Below are 209 nucleotides of genomic sequence, written 5' to 3'. Positions count from 1 at the left end.
TAGATCATCACCATTAGTCGAAGAGAGAGCCCGGTGAGCCGTACCAAATGCATCCATTACATATACCTCACATACTGCAGCTAATTGCTTATATAGTGTTTGATCGTTTTTCTTTTCGCCTTTGTTAAAACGAACGTTTTCAAGAACAACAAATTCACCTTCGTTTACTACAAGCCCTTTTAAATAGTCAGTCGCTAAGCGAACAGGTA

Annotated in this window: 1 protein-coding gene; it reads right to left on the bottom strand. The window is 39.2% G+C overall.

The features are described from left to right. Window positions 1-209 (bottom strand): phosphoglycerate kinase (gene pgk / locus V6256_RS16225; RefSeq protein WP_341599209.1); only part of this gene is annotated, 209 nt, incomplete at both ends.

This window comes from Psychromonas aquatilis (assembly GCF_038155185.1).
Classification (GTDB): domain Bacteria; phylum Pseudomonadota; class Gammaproteobacteria; order Enterobacterales; family Psychromonadaceae; genus Psychromonas; species Psychromonas aquatilis.
The sequence above is the reverse complement of the archived record's forward strand: the minus strand, read 5'-3'. Positions and strand labels throughout refer to the sequence as shown.